The 21,584-nt window shown below is 28.4% G+C and carries 16 protein-coding genes; 11 read left to right on the top strand and 5 right to left on the bottom strand.

The window, feature by feature from the left end; translation table 11 throughout:
- Position 1 precedes the first annotated feature (1 nt).
- The 3 genes from PZA12_RS14390 to PZA12_RS14380 are packed head-to-tail and all read left to right on the top strand — an operon-like array spanning position 2 to position 5,004.
- Complete coding sequence (locus PZA12_RS14390; RefSeq protein WP_077307161.1) at positions 2-607, top strand: DUF4194 domain-containing protein; 606 nt, start codon at positions 2-4, stop codon at positions 605-607.
- Positions 582-3,836: an ATP-binding protein gene (locus tag PZA12_RS14385; RefSeq protein WP_103699094.1), complete on the top strand. Its 3,255-nt coding sequence runs from the start codon at positions 582-584 to the stop codon at positions 3,834-3,836. Before PZA12_RS14390 ends, PZA12_RS14385 begins: the two co-directional genes overlap by 26 nt.
- On the top strand, positions 3,823-5,004 hold the full coding sequence (locus tag PZA12_RS14380; protein WP_103699093.1) for a Wadjet anti-phage system protein JetD domain-containing protein: 1,182 nt from the start codon (positions 3,823-3,825) through the stop codon (positions 5,002-5,004). The genes PZA12_RS14385 and PZA12_RS14380 overlap by 14 nt, the downstream gene beginning before the upstream one ends.
- Positions 5,005-5,338: 334 nt before the next feature.
- Here the strand turns inward: PZA12_RS14380 and PZA12_RS14375 are convergent, their stop codons facing one another.
- Positions 5,339-7,108 carry an ABC transporter ATP-binding protein gene (locus PZA12_RS14375; RefSeq protein WP_103699092.1) on the bottom strand — a complete coding sequence of 590 codons (1,770 nt, stop codon included), beginning with the start codon at positions 7,106-7,108 and terminating at the stop codon, positions 5,339-5,341.
- Position 7,109: 1 nt separating this feature from the next.
- Positions 7,110-8,843, bottom strand: a complete 1,734-nt coding sequence (locus PZA12_RS14370) for an ABC transporter ATP-binding protein (RefSeq protein ID WP_103699091.1) — start codon at positions 8,841-8,843, stop codon at positions 7,110-7,112.
- A 665-nt stretch (positions 8,844-9,508) separates the two neighbouring features.
- Here PZA12_RS14370 and PZA12_RS14365 point away from each other — a divergent pair.
- From PZA12_RS14365 to PZA12_RS14355, 3 genes are all read left to right on the top strand, one after another.
- Positions 9,509-9,826: a nucleotide pyrophosphohydrolase gene (locus PZA12_RS14365; protein WP_012058997.1), complete on the top strand. Its 318-nt coding sequence runs from the start codon at positions 9,509-9,511 to the stop codon at positions 9,824-9,826.
- A 282-nt stretch (positions 9,827-10,108) separates the two neighbouring features.
- Positions 10,109-11,128, top strand: coding sequence for an ABC transporter substrate-binding protein (locus PZA12_RS14360; protein ID WP_103699090.1), 1,020 nt, complete (start codon positions 10,109-10,111; stop codon positions 11,126-11,128).
- Positions 11,129-11,222: 94 nt separating this feature from the next.
- Positions 11,223-12,176: an L-lactate dehydrogenase gene (locus tag PZA12_RS14355; protein WP_103699089.1), complete on the top strand. Its 954-nt coding sequence runs from the start codon at positions 11,223-11,225 to the stop codon at positions 12,174-12,176.
- A gap of 166 nt (positions 12,177-12,342) precedes the next feature.
- On the opposite strand, the gene PZA12_RS14350 is transcribed toward PZA12_RS14355, so the two are convergent.
- Entirely contained in the window at positions 12,343-12,552 is a 210-nt protein-coding gene (locus tag PZA12_RS14350) for a cold-shock protein (RefSeq protein WP_103699088.1), read from the bottom strand.
- A gap of 315 nt (positions 12,553-12,867) precedes the next feature.
- On the opposite strand from PZA12_RS14350, the gene PZA12_RS14345 reads away from it, so the two are divergent.
- The 5 genes from PZA12_RS14345 to PZA12_RS14325 all read left to right on the top strand — a co-directional run bounded on the left by PZA12_RS14345 (position 12,868) and on the right by PZA12_RS14325 (position 19,978).
- A complete protein-coding gene (locus PZA12_RS14345; RefSeq protein ID WP_103699087.1) occupies positions 12,868-14,589 on the top strand; it encodes a methyl-accepting chemotaxis protein in 1,722 nt (573 codons plus the stop codon).
- Between the two features lie 355 nt (positions 14,590-14,944).
- A complete protein-coding gene (locus PZA12_RS14340; RefSeq protein WP_103699086.1) occupies positions 14,945-16,516 on the top strand; it encodes a PAS domain-containing sensor histidine kinase in 1,572 nt (523 codons plus the stop codon).
- A gap of 1,051 nt (positions 16,517-17,567) precedes the next feature.
- Positions 17,568-17,813, top strand: coding sequence for a hypothetical protein (locus PZA12_RS14335; protein ID WP_017210671.1), 246 nt, complete (start codon positions 17,568-17,570; stop codon positions 17,811-17,813).
- Entirely contained in the window at positions 17,810-18,190 is a 381-nt protein-coding gene (locus PZA12_RS14330) for a retroviral-like aspartic protease family protein (RefSeq protein WP_078115360.1), read from the top strand. The genes PZA12_RS14335 and PZA12_RS14330 overlap by 4 nt, the downstream gene beginning before the upstream one ends.
- 342 nt (positions 18,191-18,532) lie before the next feature.
- Positions 18,533-19,978 (top strand): DEAD/DEAH box helicase, encoded by a 1,446-nt coding sequence (locus PZA12_RS14325; protein WP_078115361.1) that lies wholly within the window; start codon positions 18,533-18,535, stop codon positions 19,976-19,978.
- 193 nt (positions 19,979-20,171) lie between these two features.
- Here PZA12_RS14325 and PZA12_RS14320 read toward each other — a convergent pair whose 3' ends face one another.
- Both PZA12_RS14320 and PZA12_RS14315 read right to left on the bottom strand, forming a co-directional pair.
- Positions 20,172-20,351, bottom strand: coding sequence for a hypothetical protein (locus PZA12_RS14320; RefSeq protein ID WP_077839270.1), 180 nt, complete (start codon positions 20,349-20,351; stop codon positions 20,172-20,174).
- A gap of 488 nt (positions 20,352-20,839) precedes the next feature.
- Positions 20,840-21,583 (bottom strand): NADPH-dependent oxidoreductase, encoded by a 744-nt coding sequence (locus tag PZA12_RS14315; RefSeq protein WP_078115362.1) that lies wholly within the window; start codon positions 21,581-21,583, stop codon positions 20,840-20,842.
- Position 21,584 lies beyond the last annotated feature (1 nt).

The raw sequence follows: 21,584 nt of genomic DNA, 5'->3' as shown, positions 1-21,584 counted from the left end.
TTTGATATATGATTCACTGTCCATTAAGGAGAAAGATGAATTTAAACGGGTTTGTAATAAACTATTAAGCTATTGTTTAATTTGCAAGCAAAAGGAAGACACAAAAAAGGATTATTATTTTGCAGAAGGACATAAAGATGCAATTAATGAATATTTTGAACCACTAGGATTTGAACTTGAAATTAATAAATCTATAAAAGCGGCACAGCTTATTAATAAATTTGGAAATAATAAGATTTCATTAAAACTTATTGATAGTATTACTCTTTTAATACTAAGGATTTTATATCAGGAAAAAATGCAGGAATTATCCTTATCTCAAGTTGTGATTGTGGAAATAGAAGAAATACAAAGCAGGTTTATGGCTCTTGGGTTTAAAGATAGGTTAATGGATAAAACATTACTTAGGCAGGCATTAAGAACTTTAAAAAAATTTAATATCATCGAAACATTGGATAGAGATATTACTTTGAGTGATGCGAGAATCATAGTTTATCCAACAATTCAAATGATAGTAAGAAGCGAAAATATAACTAGTATTTATGAAAAATTAGAAACTTATAAAAGAAAGGGGGTAAAAGATGATGAAGAGGTTAACGGGGATTAGGCTAGTCAATTGGCATGCATTTAAGGATGAAACAATTGAAATTAAAAACTCAGCTCTTTTATCTGGAGAAAATGGTGCAGGAAAGTCTACAATTTTAGATGCTATTCAATTTGTCTTAACTTGTTCTAAAAATAACTTTAATAAGGCAGCTAATGAAAATTCCAAAAGAAGTTTATCGGGATATGTAAGATTTAAGACAGGAAGAGAAGACAATGAATTTGAAAGAAGTGGAGATGTTTCAGCTCACGTAGCCTTGGAATTTTATGAGGAAAGTAAAAAGAATTATTTTATAATTGGAGCAGTAATTGATTCAGCTTCTGAAACTTCAGAAAAGATTCTGTGGTATAGAGTAGAAAAGTGCAGATTTGAAGATGTAACTTTTATAGTTAATAATGAACCTGCTGATATAGCTAATTTTAGATTGTATGGAAAAGAATTAAATATGACATTTTCATCAACAAGGATAGTTGATGCTAAAAAGGATTTCTCTCACAGACTTGGAAGGCTAAATGAAAAATTTTTTGAATTGCTTCCAAAGGCTTTAGCATTTAAACCGATTTCTAATGTTAAAGAGTTTGTGTATACTTACATACTAGAAGAAAAATCGGTTAATATTGATGAACTTAGGGAAAATATACGAACTTTTAAAGAATTTGAAGATATTTTAAATGAAGTAAAAGTAAAAATTAAAAAGCTCGAGGAAATAGAAGTTAAGTACTCTTCATATGAAAGTATTTCAAGGACAATAAGTCTTCATGAATTTATAGTATTAAAAGCAGAAGAAGAGCTATTAAAAGAGGAAATTGAACAAAAAATAAAAGAAATTACCGCTTTGAATGTTAATATTGATACTTTAATTAACAAGAATAATGTTATTTATGATGAAATAAATGATAAAACAAAGATTGCTAATAATATTCAGGCCGATTTGTATTCTAATTCTGAATATAATGCGCTAAAGGCTATGAAGAATTCTTTAGAACAAGCTGAAAAAGATTATAGACATGAAAAAGAAAATAAAAATGGATTTTTAAAACAATTTAGTGAACAAAAATCTTATATTAAAGAATTAAGCAGACTTCTATTGGATACGGATACTATAGGTGATTTTTACAATAAAATGATTTCACTAGATGAAAATAGTATAGAAGAATATAAAACAACATCAATAAATACTGAAAATGTAATTGATAAAACTAAACAGGATAAGGAAAAGTATAGGGCTGGGAATGAGTATGAATTAAAACAGAAAGAAGATAATAGGAAAGATATAGAAAAACAAATTTCTGAACTTGAAAAGAGAAATCTTCAATATCCTAAGGAAGTTATACTTTTAAAAGAGGAAATTATAAAGGAAACAAGAAAACTAGGAAGAGAAATTGTTCCCAAAATCTTGTGCGAATTATTGGAAGTTACAGATCCAGTTTGGAAAAATGCTGTTGAAGGGTATTTAAATACTCAGAGATTTTATCTTATTGTAGATGAAGAAGATTTTGATTCAGTACTTAAAATTTATGAGAGATTAAGTAAAGCACAAGGATTACATTCAGTTGGAGTAATAAACACCGGAGGTCTTGCAAAATATGATAATCCTCTTGAAAATTCTTTAGCAGAGGTAGTGGTTTCAAAAAGCACTGATGCCAAAAGATATATTAATATGATATTAGGAAATGTAATAAGATGCACTAATGTTTCAGAGTTGAAAGAACATAAGACATCAATTACACCTACATGTATGATGTATAAAAATAATGTCGCAAGAGCTATAAATCCAAAGATATATAAAACTCCTTACATAGGTGAAGATGCTTATAAATATCAATTAGAGCAGGCAAAAGCTAATCTTAATATATTGCTATCTGAAATTAATGTTTTAAAAGAAAATATTAGTATAGTTACAAATATAATTAAAATAATTAATAAGCTTAAGCTTGAAAACTTAAGGGAAAAGTGTGATGTTTTAAAAAGAATAGTGGATATAAGTAATAAGGTTTCAACACTTAAGGAAGAGATTTTTGAATTAGAAAAGAATAACAGCTATATGGCCCTTCAAATAAAACTTAATGAAGTTCAAGAGGAAATTGAAAGTTTAAATTTAAGTAAGAAGAAGATAGAAAATGAATTGATTAATAAAAAAGGAAATTTATCTTCAATTAATAATATTATTGATGACAAAAGAAGAATTCTTTCTATAAAAAAAGTGCAGGTAGAGGAAAATAAAAATAAAATTGGATCTTTAGCTAAAGAGGCCGAGGAGAGATTTATCAAAGAAACTGAAAGCAAATCTTTTGAAGTCATTAAAAATAATTTTAATGTGAGTAAGGAAGGAAATAAAACTAAATTATCAAAAACTGAAGAAGATTTAAAGAATCTTCAGGGATCATATAATATTACTTATGATTTCGGAGCAGAAGTCGGGATAAATGGTATTAATACTTTTTTAGATGAACTTGATAATCTTGTAAAAAGTAAAGTTATCGAATACGAAGAGCAAGTTAAAACTTCAAGGAAAAATGCAGAAGAAGAGTTTAAGGAGCACTTTTTATCTAAAATTCAAGAAAATATTAATACTGCAAAATCCGAATTTAAGGGATTAAATAAGGGGCTTAAAGATGTCAAATTTGGAAATGAAGAATACGAGTTTAAAATTGGGAAAAGCAAAGAAAATAAAGAGTATTATGATATGATAATGGATAATGAAAATATAGGTGAAGGTTTCACTTTATTTAGTACAACTTATGAAAATAAGCATAAGGAACTCCTAAATGAATTATTTGACAAGTTAACTTTAGATAATGAGAGTAATGAAGCAGAACTTATTAAATTAACTGATTATAGAAATTATATGAGCTATGATATAGAGATTAAATATAGTGATAATACCACATCATTATTTTCTAAAGTATGCAGGGAAAAGAGTGGAGGAGAAACTCAAACTCCATTTTATGTTGCAATGGCAGCATCATTTCTGCAGCTTTACAAAGGGGTATCTTCATCTTCAGAATCTATAGGAATTATATTATTTGATGAAGCCTTTGATAAAATGGATGATGCAAGAATTATGTCTATGATGGAATTTTATGATAAATTTAATTCTCAGCTGCAATTATTAATAGGAGCACCACCACAAAAAATTGAGCCTATAACTCCTTACGTAAATACAGTGCTTCTTGCAATAAAAGCAGATAAATTCAGTATTATAGAGGATATGATAAATGAGAAATTATAAAAAAATACTATTAGATAAGTTAATTGATTCTTATGAAAGCAGTGTCATTTATAAGGGCGATGCGTTAAGAGATACACAGATATACTTGAAATTTAATTTGAAAAGTATAAAGGAATATTTTGATGAACTAAATTACAAATATAAAGAAGAAATTGATGTAGCTTGTAATCAGTTAGAAATTGAAAAACTTATAAAAGTATATAAGGGAAAAGGATACAAAAGCCATATTATAGAAAAGATTCAATTAAATCTTGAGAATATAGAAGCAGCATATTTATATCTCAATAGGAAAGAAAAAAAGCAAAAAGAAGATGAAGTTTCCACATTATTGGAAAGTTATAAAGAAGGGGAAGATGCTCTTGGGAACTTTGCAACATATATTACAGATAAACTTAAGAGTAATGGATCTGTAAAAAAATATTTAGATATTGATAATGTATCGGAATGTAAAGATATATTAAAAGGTATAGATGAAGTGCTAAAGCAAGATGAAGAAATTTTTAGAAGAAATTTTTCTGTCAAAGTTTATGGGGATTCCAAAAGGTATGAAGCTATAGAGGGCAAAATAATTAAGATTATAAAAGACTTTTCTAGTGATGAAGTTCTTAATGATTATAACATTTTGAAGAATTATACCTATGTTTATTTTAAAGGAGATATAAGCTTGAGGCTTAAAGAAAGTAAAATAAATGCAAATGATTTTCTTGGAGGTATAGCTGTAAGCTCAAAGGATATAGAAAATATTAAAGAAATTAAAGTTTCAGGAAGTAAGCTGGTGACAATTGAAAATTTAACATCATTTAATAATTATACTGGAGATGGAGGTGTAATTTATTTAGGTGGGTATCATAATAGTGTTAGACAAAAGTTATTAATTAAAATTTATTCTGAAAATCCTCATATAAATTATTATCATTCTGGTGATATTGATGCCGGGGGTTTTAAAATTTTAGTTCATTTAAAAAGAAAGACAAAAATACCATTTAAAACTCTAAACATGGATAGTGAAACCTTACGTGAAAATATTAATTATGCTAAGGAACTTACAACTAATGATGTAAATGAGATTAATAGATTGTTAGAAAGTGAAGAATATAAGGACTATACAGACGTTCTATCTACAATAATTAAATTGAATAAAAAATTAGAGCAGGAAATAATTTTTTAATAAAAGATAATTTGAAACATTTAGAAAGTGCTAGTAAACAGAGATAAATTAAAGGTATAATGTAAGTATTAAAATGGTAATAACAAATTAAATTAGTTATTAGTAATTTTTGCAGAGCAGCATACTATTTAAAGATGGAGAGTGAAGCTATGACAAAAAGGTTTAATACAACAGGCGTATGTGTACCTAAAAAGCATTATATGGTAGATATATCAGGAGGAATTGAAAAAGAGCTTAATTTAATATGTTTTTAACTTAGCTAACTCCTAAATGAGTTAGCTAAGTTATTTATTTTGTTATCTTTTTTAGTTACTCTTTAGATGCCTTAAATTTTTTAAGCATCCTGCTTTAGGAAGCTGTATTGGGCTGAATATAGTTTATAATAATAACCATGATTTTTAAGGAGTTCATCATGAGTACCTGACTCAACTATTCTGCCTTTAGAAAGTACAAAAATTTTATCACAATCTCTTATGGTAGAAAGTCTATGTGCTATTACTATTGAGGTCCTTCCTTTCATAAGCTTTTTTATACCTTCTTGAACTAATAATTCAGTTTCAGTATCAATATTTGCAGTTGCTTCATCTAGTATTAGTATTCTTGGATCTGCAATTAAAGCTCTTGCAAAAGCGATTAATTGTCTCTGACCAAGGGAGAGTCTTGAACCTCTTTCATTTACGTCAGTATCATATCCCTTTTCTAGCTTTTCGATAAATCCATGAGCATTAACTGCCTTTGCAGCTTGTATTACCTCTTCATCTGTAGCGTTTAATTTACCATAGCGTATATTTTCTTTAATTGAGGTTGAAAATAAAAATGAATCTTGAAGCATTATACCCATTTGGCTTCTTAAGCTTTCAACAGTGACGTCTTTTATATCTACACCATCAATTTTTACACAGCCAAAGGTAGGGTCATAAAATCTGCTAATTAAATTAGTTATGGTTGTTTTTCCTGCACCAGTTTCACCAACTAAAGCTATTTTTTCGCCAGCTTTTAATTTAAAAGAAGTATTCTTAAGGGCTGGAATATCAGCATTAGTATAGGAAAAAGTAACATGATCAAATTCGATATCTCCTTTAATTTGAGGGAGAGCCTTAATTGATGCTTCATCTACAATATCGCTTTTGGTATCTAAAATATCAAAAATTCTTTCGCCAGCAGACATACTGGTAACAAAGGCATTATAAAATGAAGAGAGATTTATAATAGGTCTCCAAAGCATTTCAATGTACATAAAAAATGCCATTAAAGTCCCTAAGCTTAAATTCCCTTGTTTGCTTAACACATATCCAGAGCCGAGTAGAATTACCATACTTAAACCACGGAAGGCAGTCAAAAATGGCCAAAAGAAATCTTGAGTAAATACAGCAGTCATAAAACCTTTTGCATGATTTCCAATATGGCTGTCAAATTTATCTTTAGCGTAATATTTTCTGCTAAAACCTTGAATTACCTTCATTCCTGATAAAGATTCATGAGTGTATCCAATTAAAGAAGAACGATGTTCTCTAAAGATTTTCCATTTATTATCTGCCTTAATCTGAATGTAGAACATTGCAAATAATAATAAAGGCATTGTAATTAAGCAGATACCAGCCAGCATTGGATTTAATATAAGCATTAGACAAATTACAAGGATAATAGTAAAAACATTAGGAATTAAATTTACAATACTATTATTTAATAAATTTTGAAGAGCATTTACATCTCCAACAACTCTTGAAATAATCTTTCCAACGGGTCTATTATCAAAAAAATTAAAGCTTAAAGTTTGTATATGAGTATATAAGCTATGTCTAATATCCACTAAGATTTGATTGGTAATCTTAGACATGGCGATAGTTCTGATTCCAGATAAAATCATTGAAAATACATTCATAAGTATTAACCCACATCCAAGAAGAAATAAGGCCTTAACATTTTTATCTGCAACAAAAGTATCTATAGATATTTTCATTAAATAAGGGGTAACTGAATTACAAGCCATTACAATAAGTAAAAGTAAAATTACAAGAGTAACTTTCAGTTTATAAGGTTTAACATAGGTTAATAGTCTTTTTACTATTTGAATCTTAGAGGATTCATGTAAAATATCATTCATATTAATTCGCCTCCAATGTAAGTGCTTCAAAATCTTGGAATTGGTGAGAATATACACTATGATAGTAACCTTTAGCCTTTACTAAACTTGAATGATCACCTTTTTCTACAATTCTACCATCTTTCATAAATAGAATTATATCAGCGTCTTTTACACCAGATATCCTATGGGCAATTATAAAAGTAGTTGCTTTTTTCTTATCATTTCTTAGATTTTGAAGAACTTTAAATTCAGTTTCCATATCAAGGGCAGAAGTTGAATCATCTAGAATTAAAATAGGTGATTTTCTTAATATTGCTCTTGATATAGCAAGTCTTTGTTTTTGTCCTCCTGATAGGCCAAGACCTCTTTCACCAATAATGGTATCAAAACCTTCTGGCATTTCTTTAATAAAGGAGTAAGCAGCACTATCTTTAACAGCTTTAATTAAAGCACTTTCAGATTTATTACTTCCAAAGTCTATATTGTTTTTTATTGTATCTGAAAATAAGAAAGTATCTTGAAATACAACAGACATATTAGCTCTTAAAGTTTCTAAGTTCCAGTTCTTAACATTGACGTTATCAACTAAAATTTCTCCTTTAGTCACATCGTAATACCTGCCTATTAGAGAAAGTAAGGTACTTTTACCACATCCAGTGGTACCCATTATTGCAACAGTACTTCCGTGAGGAATATTTAAATTTATATCATGAAGTACTTCAACATTGTTATAAGAAAAGCTTACATTTTTAAATATAATATCTCCTTTAACTTCAGTAGGGTTATAACCATTTTCCTTGGAAGTAATTTGAGAATTTCTATCTAAAATATCAGTAATTTTACTCATAGAAGCCTTATTTTGTGAAAGTAAGTTAATAAAAAAACCTAAATTCTTTACACACCAAGAAAGATTAAAAATATAACTAGTAAATGCTACTAAACTACCAAAGCTTAAATTTCCTTGAATACATAAATAACCACCATAAACAATCATTAAAATTGGTGCAGCGTTTGTTAAAAGTTCAATTATAGGACCATAAGTCCCAACTATTTTTGCCTGCTCAACATTTAAATCAAAGAATTTTTTGTTTACTTTCAAAAATTTTGATATTTCATATTTTTCACGAGCAAAAGCTTTTACAAGTCTGATACCAGAAACATCCTGCTGAACTATGGAGTTTATTTCTGCTGTTTGATCACTAATTTGTGAATATACAGTCCAGAACTTCTTGTCCATAATTGTTCCAATATAAGCAACGGGTAATAGAACAAGTAAGCAGATAATAGTTAAAGTTTTATTTATATTAAACATTATAAAAGCAGAAACTGAAAAAAGTATTATTGCTTCCAATAGCAATCTCAGTCCAAAGGATAGAGTGTCCCATACTACATCTACATCTTCAATAATTCTCGAAAGTAATTCACCAGTGTTATTATTATCGAAAAAAGAGAATTCAAAAGATTGAAATTTAGAGTATAAATCTTGTCTCAATTTTTTACACACTATAAGAGCGAATTTATCGAACAAATACTCATTTAAGTAAGAAAATAAACCATGAATTAGCGCAACTGAAACAACAACTATTAAAAATATAATTAAATAATTATCCATATGACCAAGAATTATATTATCAATAAATATCTTTTGAAAGTAAGGATAAGAGCTATCTGCACAGATGGATACTATCATAGCAAACATAGGCAAAAGTAATAATTTCCATTGTTTTGCAATGTGATTTTTAAATAAGGTCATAAAATTTCCTCCTTTTTGGCATATGATTTCAATAATCTGATGGTTTGATATGCCTAGATATTGCATGATGTTTAAAATTTTAAATTTATAAAGTTTTCAATTAGGCGCATGCGCATGAAGATAAATAATAAGTTTTGAATGTGCCCTAAGCTAAACAAAGCAACTTTATAAACTTTTAAACGCAAAAAAGACACAGCTATTCAGAGCTGTGTTCAACGCAAAATAATATAAAAGTTAAACGCTAAAAGTTAATAATAAATATCACATAGCGGTTCTTTCGCGAGGTTTCACAGATGAATAAGTACATGTATTTAATTTTATAAATGTAATAAATAATATAATTGTATTCATAGTTCAACCTCCTTAAAAAAATATTTTTTAAACATCATGTTGCAAATATACTACAAATTAACAAAAAAGGCAAGAGAATAATTAAATTTAATAATTGCAGCTACAACAATTATTCTTTTCTTAATTTTTTACACCTCAAGGGTATTTTGCAGGGTTAAGAATTATTTTCTCAGAGCTGTGTTCAACATAAAATAATATAAAGGTTAAAAAATAATATGACTCTATAATACTTAGAGATTTTTATGAAATTCATTTTATGTAATATATGCTATAATAAACATAAAAACTGGAAAAGCATAGAAAGAGTGAATAATATGAAAGAAACAATAAATAGAATAAGAAAATTCCGAAATGACAGAGACTGGAGTCAATTTCACACCCCAGCAAATCTATCTAAAGCTATATCCATAGAAGCAGGAGAGCTTCTAGAAGAATTTTTATGGGATGAAGAAAACTATAATAAAGAACATGTTTTAGAAGAGCTGGCTGATGTTATGGTTTATTGTATACATATGGCTGATTCATTAGGAGTAGATTTAGAGGAAATTATAAATAGCAAAATGGATAAAAACGAAGAGAAATATCCAGTAGAAAAAGCTAAAGGTAACAGCAAGAAGTACACAGAGTTATAAAGATCATATTTATAGGCTGAGATTTTCTTATATTTAGAAAATCTCAGCTTTATTATTTTGCACTGAATCGACATCAATAAAAGGGTCAGGCCCTTTTATAAATTTACCAAAAGTCTCCTTAACTTTACAACTATTATAAATTATGATATTATAACAAAAAGATTGGCAGAATATTATCAAATCATTATGAAAATATAAATTAAATTATCATAATGATAGTAAAATTAGCAGTACAGTAGGAATGTGTTAATTATGAAAGTGAAAAATTAGGAGGACAGTAATATGGTAGGAAAAAGAAAATTAGCAATGTTATTATGTACAGTTTTAGTAGGTGGAGTGCTTTCTGGATGTGGACAAGATGCAACAGGATCTAGCAAAGAGAAAACTTCTTCATCAGAAATAAAAAATATTGGAATTATACAATTAGTACAACATGACGCATTGGATTTAACTAATAAAGGTTTTATTGATGCACTAAAAGAAAACGGATATGAAGAAGGAAAAAACATAAAGATTGAGCAGCAAAATGCTCAAGGTGATCAATCAAATACACAGACCATTTCTAAACAATTTGTAGATAGTAAGAAGGATTTGATTTTTGCAATTGCAACACCAGCAGTTCAAGCGGCATACAATGCCACTAAAGATATCCCAATAGTATGTTCTGCAGTAGTAGATCCAGTAAAAGCAGGAGTTGCAAAGGATTGGAAGAGTTCAGGTACTAATGTTACAGGTACATCAAATAAGACTCCAGTAGATAAACAAATGGAATTATTAGTAAAGTTAATTCCAAATGCTAAAACTGTAGGGGTAATTTATAATTCGTCAGAAACTAATGCTGTAATTCAAGTTAATGAATTTAAGGCTGAAGCAGAAAAACATGGAATTACAGTAAAGGAAATAGCAGTCACTAATACAAATGAAATAAATCAAAATTTAGCAAGTGCTCTTGGTGAAATTGATGCACTATACACACCAACAGATAATACAGTAGCTTCAAGCTATACATTAGTAGGTAAGCTTTGTTTAGAAAAAAACATTCCTGTAATTGGTGCTGAAGACGCTGCAATTAGTAAAGGTGCTCTCGCTACTTTAGGTATAGATTACTATAAATTAGGAAAAGAAGCAGGCTTTGAAGCTGCAGAAATATTTGAGGGAAAGAAGCCTTCAGAAATTGAAATAACAAAATTAAGTGAAATAAAAGTAGTTATAAATACAGATGTTGCAAAAAAATTAAATATAAAGATTCCTTCAGATATTGAAGCTAATGCTGAAAAAGCAACAGGTGGTATTGTTGAATAGTAGGGATTAATTTACTAAGGCACAATCAAAAAAATTGGACTCGTTATTTTATTTCATATCCTTAATTATTAACGGAAGTAGATGGTGATTAAAAATGAGCATAAAAACTAGGAAAATAGTAATAGTTGGAAGTGGAAATGTAGGCTCACATTGTGCATTTTCTCTAGCAATACAGGGTATATGTGATGAAATTGTAATGATTGATAAAATAGAAAAGAAAGCAAATGCAGAAGCAGTTGATTTAAGTGATACAGTTTCATATTTACCTCATTATGTAAAAAGCAAAAAAGGTACTTTTAAAGATTGCGAAGATGCAGATATTGTAGTAGTAAGTCTTGGAATTCCACCAGAAGATAATAAATCACGTTTAGATTATTTAGAAGATACAATAAAAGAAGTAAATACTATAATAAATCCAATACTAGAATCAGGATTTGATGGTATATTTATAGTTATATCAAATCCAGTAGACGTAATAGCTCATTATATATGGAAAAAAACAGGTTTTCCGAAAAACAAAGTCTTTGGAACTGGAACAACGTTAGATTCATCAAGGCTTAGAAGAATATTATCAGATGAAACAGGCATAGATCAGAAATCTATACAAGCATATTGCATGGGAGAACATGGGGATTCACAAATGGTACCATGGTCACATGTGTATTTTGGTGGAAAACCATTATTTGATTTGATGAAGGAAAAAACAGAAACTTATGGAAGGCTTAATCTAGATGAGTTAGCTAGTAGAACAGCAAATGCAGCATATGAGATAATAGCTGGAAAAGGATGTACAGAGTTTGGAATAGGCGTTGGTTTAAGTGAAATAGTTAAAGCAATACTTCATGATGAAAAGAGAATACTTCCTGCATCTACATTATTAGAAGGACAGTATGGTGAAGAAAATGTTTTTGCAAGTGTACCTGTTATATTAGGTAAAAATGGAGTAGAAGAAGTTATTGAAATAAGCTTAACTAAAAAAGAAAAATCACAATTTAATCATACATGTGGAATTTTAAAAGAATATATAGAGAAAGCCAATACTATTTAATTGCCAAAAAAGAACCCTCAAAACAAGGGTTCTTTTTTGGCAATTAAATTAGATATCTTATATTAGTAACTTTAGCCATTTTTACTTTAGAAGCACCTCTCTAGGAAATATGAGTTTACAATGCAGATAATAGAATTCATTTAATCCACATATCCAGAATCTTATATTATAATCTTTGAACATTTGTAGCCATAGGTCCCTTTTCGCCACTTTCAATGTCGAAGGTAACACTTTCATCTTCATGCAGATCTTTATCAGGCCCTTTATCTTTAATTTGGGAATGATGTACAAAAACATCATCTCCTTTGTCACAAGATATAAATCCATAGCCTATTTCTGTATCAAACCATTTAACTACGCCAGTAACTTTAGCCATGAAAAATTCCTCCTTTTGCAATAATTATATTTTATAGTCTTTGTTAAAAGAATGGATTTTAAACATTAAAATAATATAATAAATAAAAAGTTTAAAGTAAAAAATAATCAACTTTAAGCTTTTTTTGTTTTATATTAAATTCTAATATAAAATTAGAAAAAATGTGTTATAATTATAAACAAAAGAATATTATGGGAAAATAGGTTTAAAGTGCGAGTTTATTTGTCGAATTTGGCAATAAAACGGTACAACAATATTTTTTCAGAGAGTAATGGTATAAAAAATAGCGAAAATAAATTTGGAGGTGATCTTATTTTGAAATTAAGTAATATCAAAATAAAAAGTAAATTACACTTATTAAGTTCAATACTATTGATTTTTACAGTATTTGTTGGTATTTTCGGTTACATTCAACTAAAAATAAGCAATGATAATATGGAATCAATGTATAATAATAAATTAAATGCAATTAACTGGTTGAATGATAATAGAAATCAAGCAAGGGCAATTGAAGCGGATATGTATTACATAATATTATATCCAGATGATAAAGACAAGCAAAATGAAAAAATGAAGGACATTGAGAAAAGAAAGCAGATGTTTGATGATAACTTTCAAAAATATAAAAAAGTGGAGTTAGATACGTATGAAGAAGATATGATTACAACGATAGAAAACGATTTGTCAAAATATAGGGAAGGAAGAGATGAGGTATTAAAACTTGCTTTAGCGGGAAAGCAAAAGGAAGCATTAGAAAAGAATGAAGATATTAAAAATGTGGCGAATAATTTTCAAGTAAATTTAAAAGATTTGGCGCTACATAATATAAAAGCAGCAGATGAGATTAATGATTTAAACAATAAGAATTATAAAAAGATAACAATATTTTTTGTTATATCTATAGCTGTTTCTATTATAGTGGGATATTTGATGTCTAAGATTATCACAAAAAATATAGTTAAACCTTTAGATATTTCAGTTAATTATTTGGACATACTATCAAGTGGAGATTTTACGAGTGAAGTACCTGTAGAATTGAAAAAGAGAAAAGATGAAATAGGAACAATGGCAAAAGCGTTAGATAATATAAATGGAAGCCTGAAATCATTAATTAAAAATATTGTAGAAGAATCAGATAAAATTGAAGAGGTTGTTAACACAGTAAATAATGAAGTAAAAATTCTTAATGGAAATATAGAGGATGTTTCAGCAACTACGCAGGAACTTTCAGCAACTATTGAGGAAACCTCAGCTTCAGCAGAAGAAACTTCAGCAACTTCTCAAGAAATAGGTAAGGCAGTACAATCAATAGCTGAAAAATCACAAGAGGGAGCGATTCAAGCAGGAGAAATAAATAAAAGAGCACAACAAACTAAAGGAAATATTGAAAATTCTCAAAAGATGGCTCATAACACATTTGTAAATACAAAAGATGGACTTGAGAAAGCTTTAGAAAAGTCAAAAGTAGTTGAAGAAATTAATGTACTATCTGATTCAATTATGCAGATAACAGAACAAACAAACCTATTGGCATTAAATGCAGCCATAGAAGCAGCAAGAGCTGGAGAAGCAGGGCGTGGATTTTCTGTAGTTGCAGAAGAGGTAAGAAAACTTGCAGAACAGTCAAAAGATACTGTATCAGAAATACAGAAAGTAACAAATAAGGTTAGAGAAGCTGTTAACGATCTTTCATATAATTCAAATAATCTTTTAGAGTTTGTGTCTAAAGATGTAAAGAGAGACTATAGTAATATGCTTGAAGTAGCAGGGAAGTATAGCGAAGATGCAAAATTTGTAGATGACCTTGTTATGGACTTTAGTTCAACATCAGAAGAACTTTTAGCATCAATTAATGATATTTTAAAAACAATAGATGGAGTAGCAGAAGCAACAAGCGAAGGGGCAAGTGGAACGGTAGATATAGCAAATAAAGTTGCAGAAATTAATCATAAATCCAATGAAGTATTAGAACAGGTTACACAAACAAAAGAAAGTGCAGAAAAGTTAAAAGTTGAAATGTCTAAGTTTAAAGTTTAGGTTATATATATGAAGAAAACTTAAATAAGTAATACAATAAATATTAATATTGAGCCTGTAACAAGGCTCTTTTTTTATTTGGAGATTAAGTTATTAGCAAGTCGTTCGTAAACTCTCGCCTACAACCTCTGAGGTCCATAAATTATATACTTATAACTGCTAAATGTATTTGTGTAAAAATTTTGTCTGTAATCAAAGTAAAAACAAAAAATTAAGATGTCTTTGTGATTATATGTTATAATTATTTTTAGTGAGAAATTATGTAAATGTATGAAGGAAATCCAAATTGAGACTCTTCAATGTTTAATAATTGCTTTTGAATTTAGTATACATATATTGTCAGGAGAATAGAAAAATGAACTTAAATGTGTATTCAGATAATTTTGAAATAAGTAGAGAGTTACTTATTAAAGTAGATACTGAGGGAGTTATTAAATTTATTTCTAAAAACTGTTATAGGGTTTTAGGATTTATGCAAAATGAAATTCTAAATACTAGTATTGATAAATTTTTAGGTTATAGATTTGATGAGTTATTATCACGTGAAAGTTTCGAGGCCTTAGTTTTAAAAAAAGATGACAACCAGTTACTTTTTGAGGTTGTCTCTAAACCTATTTTTAATGATGATTCTAAAATAGTTGGGACATATTTGTCTCTTATTGATATAAGCAAATATATTCACATTCAAGAGAGGTACAATCAACTAATTAAAACATGTGAAAAAACAAAGGACGTTTTTTTTGTATTTGAAATTTTACCGGAATTTAGGTTTATATATGTTAACCCTTCGATGCAAGAGACTTTAGGGTATGAACTAGAAATGTACTATACTGACCCTCATTTTGTATTCGAAATTGTTCATCCTGAGGATACCAATATTATGCAATCTAGAGTGGATAAAAACACTGATTTTTCCAAAGATTTTTGTCTAAGATTTAAGCATAAAGATGGACATTATGTCTGGATAGAGGATTATTTAGTTCCTACATATAATGAAAATGGGGATTTAGTATCTGTATCAGGATTCAGCAGGGATATCACAGAAAGAAAAAAATTAGAAAAAATGCTAGAAGAACAAAATAAATTATTAGAAAAGGATGTTACTGCTGAAATAAAGACGAATAAAATCATGGAAAAAACATTAAAATCACAGGAAGAGTTATTGGTTAATATATCTCACGAACTTAAAACTCCATTAAATGTAATTTCGGCAACAGCTCAGTTATTAGAAATGTATTATATGGATGATTCAATAATAAATAAGAAGGACATACTTATTAAATATTTTAAATCAATAAAGCTAAATACCTATAGATTATCAAAGCTTATTAACAATATAGTGGACACGTCAAAAATTGAAGCAGGATTTTTTGAACTTAACCTATTGAATGTGAATATAGTTAATGTCGTAGAAGAAATAGTCATGTCAGTAACCAGTTTTATTAAAATTAAAGGCTTAAATATTATTTTTGATACGGATACGGAAGAAAAGATTATTGCATGTGATCCAGAAAAGATAGAGAGAATAATGCTAAACCTTATTTCAAATGCTACAAAATTTTCAAATGATAATGGTGAAATATTTGTAAAAGTTAAGGATATGAATGAATGGGTTGAAATATCAGTAGAGGATAATGGAATTGGTATCGAAGAGAAAAAAATGGATATTATATTTGATAGATTTGAACAAGCGGATAAATCTTTGTCTAGAAATGCTGAAGGTACGGGTATTGGATTGAGTCTAGTGAAATCTATTGTTTTATTACATGGTGGCAGTATAAATGTAGAAAGTGAATATGGGAAAGGGAGCAAGTTTACTGTGACTCTTCCAGCTATTTCAGTAGATAAGGAAAATATGATTTATGATAGAAATATTAAAAATAAGGATGAACGTATAAGAATAGAATTTTCAGATGTTTATTTTTAACTTTTGAAATCATGAATTACTAAAAATTTAAAAATATATTTTAGTACATAAAAGAAAATAACAGATCCTAATATGCTAATGAATTAATTTGGTATTTTCTTAATAGTGCCTTAATTGGTACAATCAAGATTAAAAAAACCGCATCTAGCATAGATATATACTAAATACGGTTTTTTAAAGAGCATAACAATCTTCACTAGCACAATAATAGATAGCTTATCATCATATTATAATCTTTCGACTATAATACAACAAATCACAACCAATTACCATGTTTCGCTCCACCACACAACATATTTATTCAACTTAATATAACCTCACGGCTGTATTAAATCAATTCAACACATTGAATAATGTTAACTCGACCTTATATAATAAGTTGGAGTACTATTATAATAGATATAAATCAACTATAATAAAACTTTTCCCCACCAGATAAAATCTTATCGCCGACTATCATAACAACTATATGTTATAACCATTATAAAATCTTTGTTCGACTTATATACACCCTCATATCAAGAGCATATAGAAATCTTTGCTCGACTGTTATGTTCCTTATGATATTAGCATGTGTAGTTTTGCTTTGAATATGCATGATACGAAAAATAAATTTTGAAATATTTAATGGACGTTGCATTGCAAAATTATTTCAAGGATATTAAAAGAGGATTTCTTATAGTTTTTTAGAAAAATAAAGAAATTGAGAAATGAGGAAAGATATAGATATCCGAACCAGGAAATTCACTTATACATTTAATGTTTCCATTAGTATTACATGAATTAGAATAATGAATGTGTCAAATTTATAATTTGGGTATCTATAATAAAAATAATTAAAATCTGGTAGATCAAGGATTGTATTAAGGGATACTTCTAATTTTATCATCTAACAAGAACATATGTGCGTATATTTTGTTCGATACTGGAAATAATTATAATATAGACATATGAGTGATCAAACCTAAATTTATGATATAATGGAGGTAGAAATATGGATAGAAAAAATGACTCATTTATAAACTTATTATAAATGTTAGGATGTGAGAATATGAAGTGGGAAGAAGTAAGAACTATATACCCTAATAAATTTGTGCTTTTGAAAAGCTTAGAGGCTCATATTGAAGAGAACAAAAAGTGTATAGATGATGTAGCTGTAGTGAGAGTTTTGGATGATGAAGAAGCAAGCAATATATTAATTAGATGTAAAGGCGATAATTTTGTATTTCATACATCAAAAGAAGAATTATCAATGAATATAGTTCAAATGCCAGTACTAAGAGGAGCAATTAGATGAAGTTAGAATATAAAAATGGTTTGTTATTTGTTGATATGAATATTGGATATAAGGGCAATAATGTAATAATTAATAATGTAGTTGTAGATACAGGTGCTGCACATACTATTATTAATCCAGATAGTGTATATAAATTAGGAATTAAAGCGGAAGCAGACGATGAATTTATCACAATGTATGGTGTTGGTGGCGAGCATTATTCTTATAGGAAAAATATTAATTCAGTTAATATAGGAAGAAATTGTCTAGAAGATGTAAATATAGATTTTGGATTAATTGATGAAGAAGGATATATAAATGGTTTACTTGGGCTTGATGTATTGTTAAAATTAGGTATAACTATCAACTTAAAAGAATTGAAATTATATAGCTGTTAAGGTGTAAGAATCTGATAAAGAAATATTTCATAATTTGAAAGTCTTAATTTTGACACTAGAATTCGCAAAAAGCTATCCGCAAAAGGATGGCTTTTTACATATTAAAATTTACAACTTATTTTTAAAGCTTATAGCTGGTGCTTGCCACTGTCAATCGTTGGTCTTTGGGGTGTTTAACCACGCGTGTTATCATTAAATGAATAGTAGAAATACGTGGATATTATGTAATAAAAAGGTTAGTATGCATATTGTTATATAGATTATAATGATAAAGAGAAAATATCGGATAAAAAGGCATATTTGTAACAATAATAGTAAGAAATATAGAAAAGAGATGATCAAATGATAAAAGCAAATTTTAATGATTATAAGTTATGCAATGAGCTATTAAAAGCAATTAGTATGTTGAATTTCAATGAGTTAACAAAAGTTCAAGAACAGGTTATACCGATTGCGTTAGAAGAAAAGGATATAGTAGTAAAGTCTAAAACTGGAAGTGGTAAGACTGCATCATATGCTATTCCTATTTGTCAATTAGTGGATTGGGAAGAAAATAAACCTCAAGCATTAGTGATTACACCAACAAGAGAACTTGCTATCCAAGTCAAAGAGGATTTTTTTAATATAGGTAGATTTAAAAGAATTAAAGCAGCTGCAATTTATGGGAATTCACCTTTCTATGATCAAGAAAAGGAACTTAAGCAAAAGACACATATAGTAGTTGGGACACCTGGTCGTATTATAGATCATATAGAAAAAGGGACATTTGATACATCAAAAATAAAGTATCTTATAATAGATGAAGCTGATGAAATGCTTAATATGGGATTTGTAGAGCAAATAGAAACAATAATAAAAAACTTATCAAAAGAACGTGTGACCATGTTATTGTCAGCCACAATGCCAAAAGACATAGAGACTTTATGCAATAAATATATGAAAGATCCTATACATGTTGAAATAGAGGAGCAAAATAAATCCGCAGATAATATATGTCAAGAAAGATATAATGTAAATGAATCAAATAAAATAGAACTCTTAAGAGATATAACTATATTGGAAAATCCAGATAGCTGTATGATATTCTGCAATACAAAACAAAAGGTAGATGAAGTTTATAAGGAGCTAGCAAAGCTCCAGTATAATTGTAGAAAAATACATGGCGGAATGGAACAAAGTGATAGATTAAGAGTAATGAATAATTTTAAGCAAGGTTATTTTAGATATCTAATAGCCACAGATGTTGCAGCTAGAGGGATAGATATAGATAATATCACCCATGTAATTAATTATGATATACCAGAAGATAAGGAAAGTTATGTTCATAGGATAGGAAGAACTGGACGTGCAGGCAAGATGGGTAAAGCGATTACTTTTGTAACACAAAATGAAAGTAAGTTTTTAAATGATATACATGAGTATATCGGTAAAGAAATTCTTTTGAAGGAAAGACCTAAAGTGGAAACTGTAAATAATCTCAAAGAAGAATTTGATTTGAAAATGAATACAAGATCTGAAATTAAAGAAACAAAGGGTGCGAAGTTAAGTAAAGAGATTATGAAATTACATATTAATGCAGGTAAGAAAACAAAGATGAGGGCAGTTGATATTGTAGGCACGCTTTGTAATATTGAAGGCATGACAAAAGACGATATAGGAATCATCAATATAGTTGATATATCTACCTTTGTAGAAATATTAAATAATAAAGGAGAGTGGGTGTTCCAGCAGTTACAAAAAACACCTATCAAAGGCAGGCTTCGTACCGTAAGTAAAGTTGATATATAAGAATAAACAATGTATTCTTATGAATTTGAAAATAATATTTTACCTGCTGACGTTTTAATATAATCTGTAACATGGTAACTTTTCTATTTCTAAGGTAAAAACCCCCGACATAAGTCGAGGGTTATATGTAGTTTTCATACCTAATATTTCAAGTGTAATAGTTTTCATTCATCTGAAATAACTTAAACTACAGTTAAATTATATTTTTAGATTTTAACTTATTAATGCTTTGCTTAACTAAATCAATTGCTTCAGACTTACTCTGTCCCTTATGCTTTATCTCATTATCACCTATTTTTGCAATTGCCTTATATGGGTATTGACTTTCATTATTCTGTATTACGATTATTTCATGATCTCCATATTTCTCCATAAAGCATACCACCTCTATATATTTTTATCTTATTATATCATATTCTAAATATTTTGAATATTCCTTCTTTTAAAATTTTTCTGAAAAATACTCAAAACTAAATAAGGAAGAAATATTAAGAATTAAAATTTGAATAACTGGATGATATGGGGATTAGTTTGAATAATGTAAAAAGTAGACTTAATAAAAATTATTATAGTAAATTATTTTTTAGTGTTAATATAAAGTGAGTCGTATAGTTAAATTATCTTCTAAAAGTTTAAATTTAATTGATGATAATAATGGGGCTAAATATGATGAATGAGTTAATACTTATGAAAATAGGGGGAAGACTTATTAAGCATTAAGCTACAAAGCAACTTTGAAAATTCAAATAAAGTACCAATCATAAGGGGAATATGATTGGTACTCTTTATTTATTAGGGAAATATATATGAAAAAAACTATCATCTAAACAGCTAATTTAAAAACATAAAATTTATAGAGATTTATTTTTCAGGGGTAAATCCTTGTTTCTTCATTGCATCCTTTACTTTTGGATAGTATATATTTTGATAAACACTTGAAGTTAAAGTACTCCAATTTTTTTCTTTATCATATCTACCGATGTCTTTTAAGTAAGCTTCCATTTCTTCATCGTAGCTATCAATAGAATTTTCTATAGCTTCTTTGTTATAAGTATCATTGTGTCTAAAGCTTTCAAAAGGAATTCTTGGCTTTTGGTGTGATTCATCTGAAGGATACCCTATTGCAAGACCTACAAGTGGGAATGTATATTTAGGCAAATCCAAGAGTTCTATAACTTCTTCGGGATTTTTTCTTATTCCACCAATTGGAACAGTTCCAAGGCCTAGAGATTCAGCTGCAATTATTGCTGCACCTAAAGTAATTCCACTATCTACAGCACCAACTAGAGCACTTTCAATGTCTTCATGTATTATTTGCTTAGAACCAGTTTTTTCTCCAGCTAAGTAAGTTCTATAAAAATCCATTACGAAAACTAAGAAAACAGGAGCTTTAGCTACGTATTCTTGATTCCCAACAAGCCCTGCAAGTTTTTCTTTTTTTGCCTTATCTCTTATAGCTATGACAGTTGTTTGTTGACCATTTATTGAATTAGGCATGGCTTGGGCAGCTTTTATTATTTCATCTATGATTTCATTTGAAACATCCTTATCTAAATATTGTCTAATTGATCTATGATTTTTTATATTTTCTATTGTATTATTCATT

Source organism: Clostridium beijerinckii, assembly GCF_036699995.1.
Classification (GTDB): domain Bacteria; phylum Bacillota; class Clostridia; order Clostridiales; family Clostridiaceae; genus Clostridium; species Clostridium helianthi.
The sequence above is the reverse complement of the archived record's forward strand: the minus strand, read 5'-3'. Positions and strand labels throughout refer to the sequence as shown.